We start from the raw sequence: 7,310 nt of genomic DNA on the forward strand, positions 1-7,310 counted from the left end.
AGCGCGCTTTAATGACTCGACTGTTTCTTCTCTTTCTGTTGGTTGACCACTGAGAATTTGTTCTGCTTCCTGTTGTCGGGTTTGTTGGCTAACATAGGCGCTGGTGCTGATTTCATCAATCACATCGGCTTTAATTGCCCGTGCCTTAATTAGCTCAATTTCATCCTCATCCGCTTGACTTTTGGCAATATTCCCAGCGGACACAGCGCAAGCAATGGCACTCACTAGCGAGATACCCTGTATAGCTTTGTGCCAGCTAACTTGCTTATTTAAGCCAACCAGGGGCACCAACCAGAGGGTGAGTGCGGATGCTGAAAGCACAAATAGCTTTAGCTGCATAAGAATATCCCCATCCCAACTAGCAGCATCGCAGCAGATGCCATTAAAAGCCCTTGCAAAGTCGGGACTTCAATCTTGAGTAACTTGCTAAGTGAATAATCTGCCAACCAGCCCAGCGCCCACATTATGCTTGCGCCCACTAACAGAAGGGAAATTACTTTAAATGCCATCAGGTGCAAGCTCGCTATCCATCCCAGAAGGGAGGAAGCGATGCAACCGGACAGAAACCAATTTCCGTATTGCATCGCTCTCATTAGTTCATCCCCGCTGTGAGTTTGGCAGTGATTTCATCAATCCGAGTGCGGGCATTGTTTTCGGCTTTATCAATCCCTAACCCTAGTCGGGCATAACCCGGTCGGAGTGAGTGCAGGTGCTTTGCCAACCCAGCATTGGCGCGGATTTTCTTGAGTTCGTTGTCGGCGACCACTCCCTCATATTTTCTGTGGGCTTTATGCACCTTGGCATCCGCCGCTTCGATCATGCCTAGTTTCTCGTAAGCCGTCTTACTATGCCGAGCACCCTCGGTTTTCTCCTTGGCAAGTTTTTTTACCGCGTCCTTTTCCTCTTTGGAGAAATAGCGAGGTGCTGGCACGATCGGCACTGAACGCTCGCCGGCCGCAAAATTACCAGGATTCATTGGCGAGATTGCATCAGGGGATGTGGCTTGCAGCACTCGTGATTTGTCGATGTTATGACTGCCGTCGTTGCCAGCGCCACCACTGGCAAGTTTGCCACCATCATTGCCGCCGCCAAAAAGTCTCAATTGTAGACTCATCTATTTGTCTCCGATTTGAATTGTGATTTTTACTGGGAGTAAGTTGAGAGGATTTACTCTCGGAAAAACTGAAAAAAACAGCACAGCAAAAGTTACGCTTGCCAGTGCGAGCGCCAATAGCTGCTGAAAATCAACCCATTGCATCAAACTGATTTGATGTGGGCTTTCATTAGTAGCAGTCTCTACCGTGTTAGGAGTGATTTGAATCTTTTGCTCAAACTCTAGCCCGTGCTGGTTTAGAAGTGCTTCCCATGTAGCAGTTCTGGAAAGCTTTCCAAAAGGTTTAGCGTCCGAGTCAGAGAAATTGCAAGCATAAGCTACCGATTTTAGGTAGTCAATGCGGCGGTTGCCTTGACCAAAAGCCGCCACATTATTAAGCTTTGCGGCTTCCAGTGAGGAAGCGCCGCCGCGTTGTGTCATAGTATTTTTGCCCCGTCGGTTGTTAGAGAATCGTCGGGTGAAGTCGTTACTTGGTTGGCGCGTCAACGTCAGCCAGTAGCGCATCAATCTTCACTTCACTTAAATCTCGCAGTATTTGTCGGCAGTGTCAAGCCGGAATTGTAAAGTTTTCGCACGCCCTGGTGTTGAAATTTGAGGAAAGCCCCGAAGTTACGCGGGGCATAATTCCTAGTCGAGATGTGTCTCAGGACTCCTCAATCATCGCTAAAATTGCCTCAATGTCTGCCAAGTCGGTTTTTGATTTTTTGCGCTTGGCCTTCAACTGGTTTAGCAGGTCGGCCGCGTCGGGTAAATCTTTCCCTGCAGTGGCTGATTTTTGTTTTAAAGCAAAAAGTTCACCCTCGATTTCCTCCCGATCGGCGCGCTCTTTCTCAAGTCGCTCTGTCAGCTTCTCAATCTCACGCTTTGCCGCATCGCGCCTATCCTCAAGCTCATCATGATTAGATTGGAGCATTGCGATTTGAAAGTGGGCATCGGCTAGCGCTTCCTCCGGGGTGAAGCCGAAAATCTTGGCTTGTGCCAGAGCTTCCTCTGGGGTAGTCAGAGCGTGGTCATAATCACCCGCGTCGAACTTTCCCGGCAGTTCACTTGCCTCCTGTTTGTCTAGTGGTTGTCTAGTAGTGTCTACTACACTGTCTAGTGGTTGTCTAGTAGTGCTTACGGTGGGCGATTGAGTGCTACCAGATACCCCTAACTCCAACTGCTTAATTACCCAAGCGTTAAGGCTCAAACCTTGCGCTGCTGCTACTTCCTTGCAGGATTCAAGCAAGTCGCGTCTACCATCCAATCTCAAATTAAGCTGGCATCTATCTGTCATCTGTCACTACCTTGTCTAGTGGTTGTCTAGACACAATATAACAGACTGTCTAGTGGTTGTCTAGTGGTAGCTAGATATTAATTGTCTAGCAGTTACCGCCTAAGTGTCTAGCACTTGTCTAGCATACTATCTCTATTCTCAATAACCCCCTACTTTCCATCAATAAGCCCACTATTTCCGCGCTCAAAATACTATGATAACGGCACAGTGGGGAGTGTAGGCTCTAGCTCGTGAAACTTAGGTTTCCCGCCGTAAGAAAGCATCGACAGAGAGGCGATCGCACCTTTGACCTGCGAGTCGCTGACTTCTAAATATTTCTGAAGCTCCGACAAAGTGCGATGGCCGCTAACTTCTTGGATGACTCGCAGTGGGATGCCAGAGTTTGACATCTGGGTCAAGGCAGTGCGGCGGAAGCTGTGGGTAGATGCTCCATCAATCCCGACGCGCTTACAAGCTTCCCTGAGAATTACAGCGGCGCTGTCACTGCTGATGTGCCGGAAGTTTTGGGAAGTGTGGCGACCGGGAAATAAATAAGTCGGACCGGCTTGCGGTTGCCAGACAATTAAGAGCGATCGCAATTCTGGATTTACTGGGATTGTGCGAGTCGCAAGTTTGCCTTTGGTTGCCGCTTTCCTGATGTTGATAAAATCTCTGACTTTCCCGGTGGCAGCGTAGCAGTCCTCTGTCTGCATAGAGCAAGCCTCAGCAATTCGACAGGCAGTATAAAGACAAAACCCAAACAGTGTCCTATCGCGATCGGTTTGCAAGCCCTCGGAAAATAGTAATTCGATTTGTGCTGGCGACAGGATAGCCGCTTGCCCGTGTCTGTCTGATTTCATTTTGGATTTTAGATTCTAGCTGCGAGTTTTGCGATCGGCGGCTAAGCCAGAAAATTTTGGTTACTGGCTTAGCCGCTGGAATCTAGAACGGGATGTGCGATTCATCAACAGGTTTTTTAGGCTCAACAGCTTTGGGCTTAGGTGCTGGCATCATGTAGGTCAATCCATCTGACATCGGAACATCAACTGTCACCACTTGCTCGCCTCTTACTGGTTTGTCGAGTTCTACTTGGTATCGAGTGTGAATGCGATCGGTCAAGTAAGCTTTCCGAAGAATCTTCCCGGCCGCACCTTTGTAATTCGGATGGACGTGTTCAGTAATTACTACCCGATTGTCAACCTCAAACTCTTTGTGCTTTTTCGCCGCCGTTTCAGATGACGGGGGTTGAGAATCAATGACGGGGGTTTGACGGGGGTTTGACGGGGGTTGTATTCCTTGCGGGTTGGGAGTTACAGCGTTTGACGGGGGTTTAGGGGGGTCAAAACTATTTATTTCTGATAAATCCTCGGTTTTTTCCGAAAAATTTAATGGAGTTTCTAAATTCTCAGAAAGTTTTGCCATTTTTTGGTCAAAACCCCCGCAACTCCCCACCGATGCGGGTTTCAACCCCCGCACAACCCCCGTCAAACCCCCGTCATTTACCCCTTCAACCCCCGTCATTTGAGCTAAAGTCTCGGAGTAAGTCGGCTGATCATCCACTTGGTTGTCTCTTTGTCGCACCCCATAAAAGAAGCTACGGCCGCGTGTCCGTTTCCACTCGACAGAGAATCCTAACTCTGTGCAAAGGTCTTTGAGCATGGTTGGAAATTTCACCACAGAAAGAGGTTTCATTCCCCCCAACTCGCAGAAAACTCGGTAGCTGCTATAGATGTTTGATGTCTGCACGGGTTCGTCCCCTTGCTCGGTTAACACCAGCTCGTCATTGAAAAATGCGGCGATGCTATCCGATTGATATTTCATCTCCCACTCTTTGGCCTTAAATTCTACAATCTGATTTTCCCCAGTGCCTCGGATGAGTTGAGTAACTGTCGCGTCGGGAATTGTCAAAGCGATCGCTATCAGCGACGCAATCTCAGGGTCAAAACTTTTCTCGATCGAATAATCGCGCTTGTCTGTTGCGATCGGATTATCAAAATGCAGCAAGCTTAAACGCCGCTCTAGTCCCGTCGTGTCGCCAACAAAAATCGGCTTATTTGAACAAATCAGCATCAGACCGTAGAAAAAAGCGTGAGAAGCTGGCCGGTAAACTTCCCGATAACTTATGGCATCGCCCCCGGTGAAACTTAAAATGCTGTCGATGCCCGTTGGTTTGCGTTCGTCTGGGAAAACTACCAGTTGCTTGTCAATGATGGATGCCACGGTCGATCCATCTTTGAGATGATCTAATTTACAAGCCGCGTAGTTTGCGTCACCCACAACTTTCTGCAAAAGTCGTGCAGCCGTCCCCTTACCGCTTCCCGGTTTGCCGACAAAATGAACGAACATCTGCAAGTCGTGAAACCGGAACCGGAGAGCGCCGGCAAAGACTGCCAACAATTTAAGCATTTTTTTCGGACTGTCCTGCATCGCCGATCGCATCCAACCGTAGATACTGGGGCAATTAATCTTGAGAGTTTCTAGCGGGTCTGTCGTATCGCTGATGGCAAGCGGTTTGTAATCGTAGGGTAGGTGCGAGGTAAAACCCATTCCCGGCGAGTGCTTCAAGATTTCAAATGTTTCGCCGTCTAGTACGCAGTTGTTAAAGTTCGTGTAACGCTTTCTGTCCAATGTTTGCCACCGGGCAACTCTCAGCCGTTTTGTCAGAAGCTTGAGCACGTCGGTCAAAAAAGCATCGCCGGCGTATTCGATGTTCCTGGCATCAATCACAGTTTGGAGCAGTGTTTCAAAATTACCTATCTCGATTTTTTCCCATTCCTTCCCAGTCCATATCCGCCAAGTCTTTTGCTCGTTGTCAAATTTCCACTGACTGCCGTACTCTTCTGCAATCTCAGCGGCAATCTGGCGGGGTGTTGGTGGCTTTTTAGATTTAGGTGGCTTGTCACCCGATACGATCGGCTCGCTGTGGCTCTCAGCTTTCATCAGAATTTCTCTGAAAGCCTCAATCCCTTTATTTTGGATAAAATCATCCATCCCTTTGCCGTCCTCATGGTTCCACTTACCCGTAACTGTGCGAACATCGCAGCCGTAACCCATTAAGACTTTAGCGAGCTTTGTTTCGTGGTAGCGAACATTTTTTACGGTTTCAGGTTTTTTGTCAGAGTCAAACGCCATGATAAAGTTGAAACCCGCCTCTGCTACCCGTTTCAACGCGGGGACTAAATCGGGTTCACCTTTTGCCTTTGGTGTCAGAAACATTGTCACGCCAACGCCCGCAACAGTGGGAATGTCATATTGGCAACCCATTATCGCCTTAAACCCGCCCTCGGTAGTCAATAAGTAGGGTTTGCCGTCGATCGTAAAGCAGCGAGCTTTGAGCGCGTCTAAATCTTCCCAAAATGCCTCTATCTCTGGATGTTTGGCTAAGAATAGATCGTACTCACCTTTTGGAGTGCGGTATTTTGGCGGCTCTTTATCTTCCTTCCCCTTGCTGTGCCACGGATTATCGGGTCGGAATTGCCATTGTCCGTAACAGTCCGACATTAGCATAATGCCCGCCGAATACGCCTCATAACCCAGCATCAGCTTAGCTTTAGGGATATCGCTACTCATGCAGTTCGCGCCCGCCCACTTCGGGAAAATGCCCCGTGTAGCGATGGACTCCCAGTGCTGGGTATTGAGAAAAAATGTTGGTGAATAAGTTTGAGTAGGTTTGGCTACTTTTGATGATTCAGAATCTTGACAAACTTCGTCGGGATTAGGTAGAATTAATCCACTTGAAAGATTGACGTTGGTCGCGTTAAACTTGTCCGTAGACATGATTTTGCCTCTGGTGAAATTGCCAATAAGCCGCTCGGTCTGGGTTCCAATCAGTGAGCGGTTTTTTGGTGTGTACAGTTTTTGAAAAAGATTTAAGGCATAGGTGGAACCGCCCTGCTAATTGCTAGCGAGTGCGGTTACGCTGTCGGTGAGCGAGACACCGATTAAGCCATTGCAGAATTTAGGGATTAGGACTAAAGGGTTCAGCAGTTCGTTCTGATGCTTGAACCGCTTCTCCGCCACCTTAGCTTTGATCCATGCGCGATACTCAAGCACTAGCGCCACAAACCTAAAAGGGTTCTGGTAATAGTGCTTTAGAAATGACCGCTTAGCTTCTCTATCAGCTCTGCGGGCCTCTATCATTTCGCGTGGGGTGAAGGGGCGGTTATCCATGTCCAATATTCTAAGCGATGGGTTGACTTTGAGGATAGGGAGAAAATTCCAGCAGTCCTGGGTAATCTCGAATTGCGAGGAATTGCGAGGTATAACGAGTTATCTTCGGAAACTTATTGAGTTTCCGCCCGTGTAGAAGCAGTTATACCCCTAAATCCCGCGCTATATTTTGGAGAATGGGGAGAGTGTGTTTTCTCCCCTGGTTTTGGGCTTATATCGCGAATCGAACCCTATAGGGTTTATCAATTATTCCTCACTACTGAAAATTCTGACCTATAGGTCGTAGCTTTTATTCCTCACTACTGATTTTTGCCCTCTGATTGTGCTAGCACTCGCTAATTTTTAGTTGTACGCGCTAAGCTTAAAAGGCCGAGGCCTTTCACCACGCGCTCTACTTCTCTTTGTCGCCCTCTCCCATCAGACTTTTGAATTGAGCATAAGCCCGTTTCCAAGCTTCACTCCCTCCCTTCTTGCACTCCCACAACTTCTCGATCGTCTGGGTTTGGTTCAGTTCGACCCGTAACTTTTTTATTAGCGTTAATGCTTGGTTCCGGTCTAAGTTCAAACTGGTAAATCGCTCCTCATCTTTTGCCAAAGTGCTATCCTCTGGTTGGTTCGGAGGCTGAACCGCTTGCACTGTCGGTTCTGCAAGTTCAGAGGATGGTTCGGACGGTTCAGCACAATCAAGAAGCCAAGCGCGCTTTAATGACTCGACTGTTTCTTCTCTTTCTGTTGGTTGACCACTGAGAATTTGTTCTGCTTCCTGTTGTC

Annotated in this window: 7 protein-coding genes and 1 pseudogene; all 8 read right to left on the reverse strand. The window is 48.2% G+C overall.

Annotated elements, in window-relative coordinates:
• Window positions 1-339, reverse strand: a pseudogene (locus QUA43_RS30325) (hypothetical protein); the annotation flags it as partial.
• The gene (locus QUA43_RS30330; protein WP_333379443.1) at window positions 330-593 is read right to left on the reverse strand and encodes a hypothetical protein; all 264 of its coding nucleotides are present in this window, start codon (window positions 591-593) and stop codon (window positions 330-332) included. The gene QUA43_RS30330 and the pseudogene QUA43_RS30325, both read right to left, overlap by 10 nt.
• Entirely contained in the window at window positions 593-1,114 is a 522-nt protein-coding gene (locus QUA43_RS30335) for a hypothetical protein (protein WP_333379445.1), read from the reverse strand. Before QUA43_RS30335 ends, QUA43_RS30330 begins: the two co-directional genes overlap by 1 nt.
• Complete coding sequence (locus QUA43_RS30340) at window positions 1,115-1,534, reverse strand: hypothetical protein (RefSeq protein ID WP_333379447.1); 420 nt, start codon at window positions 1,532-1,534, stop codon at window positions 1,115-1,117.
• A gap of 223 nt (window positions 1,535-1,757) precedes the next feature.
• Window positions 1,758-2,390, reverse strand: coding sequence for a hypothetical protein (locus tag QUA43_RS30345; RefSeq protein ID WP_333379448.1), 633 nt, complete (start codon window positions 2,388-2,390; stop codon window positions 1,758-1,760).
• 191 nt (window positions 2,391-2,581) lie between these two features.
• Window positions 2,582-3,229, reverse strand: a complete 648-nt coding sequence (locus QUA43_RS30350) for a site-specific integrase (protein WP_333379450.1) — start codon at window positions 3,227-3,229, stop codon at window positions 2,582-2,584.
• 82 nt (window positions 3,230-3,311) lie between these two features.
• On the reverse strand, window positions 3,312-6,146 hold the full coding sequence (locus tag QUA43_RS30355) for a DUF3854 domain-containing protein (RefSeq protein ID WP_333379451.1): 2,835 nt from the start codon (window positions 6,144-6,146) through the stop codon (window positions 3,312-3,314).
• Window positions 6,147-6,930: 784 nt separating this feature from the next.
• Window positions 6,931-7,310: hypothetical protein (locus tag QUA43_RS30360; protein WP_333379453.1), on the reverse strand; the 380-nt coding region annotated here is incomplete at its 5' end.

Source organism: Microcoleus sp. N9_B4 (assembly GCF_036701635.1).
Lineage (GTDB): Bacteria > Cyanobacteriota > Cyanobacteriia > Cyanobacteriales > Microcoleaceae > Microcoleus.

Excerpts from the sequence above, each read along its gene's own strand:
- QUA43_RS30330 (WP_333379443.1), bottom strand. The coding sequence starts at position 593 with ATGAGAGCGATGCAATACGGAAATTGGTTTCTGTCCGGTTGCATCGCT.
- QUA43_RS30335 (WP_333379445.1), bottom strand. The coding sequence starts at position 1,114 with ATGAGTCTACAATTGAGACTTTTTGGCGGCGGCAATGATGGTGGCAAA.
- QUA43_RS30340 (WP_333379447.1), bottom strand. The coding sequence starts at position 1,534 with ATGACACAACGCGGCGGCGCTTCCTCACTGGAAGCCGCAAAGCTTAAT.
- QUA43_RS30345 (WP_333379448.1), bottom strand. The coding sequence starts at position 2,390 with ATGACAGATAGATGCCAGCTTAATTTGAGATTGGATGGTAGACGCGAC.
- QUA43_RS30350 (WP_333379450.1), bottom strand. The coding sequence starts at position 3,229 with ATGAAATCAGACAGACACGGGCAAGCGGCTATCCTGTCGCCAGCACAA.
- QUA43_RS30355 (WP_333379451.1), bottom strand. The coding sequence starts at position 6,146 with ATGTCTACGGACAAGTTTAACGCGACCAACGTCAATCTTTCAAGTGGA.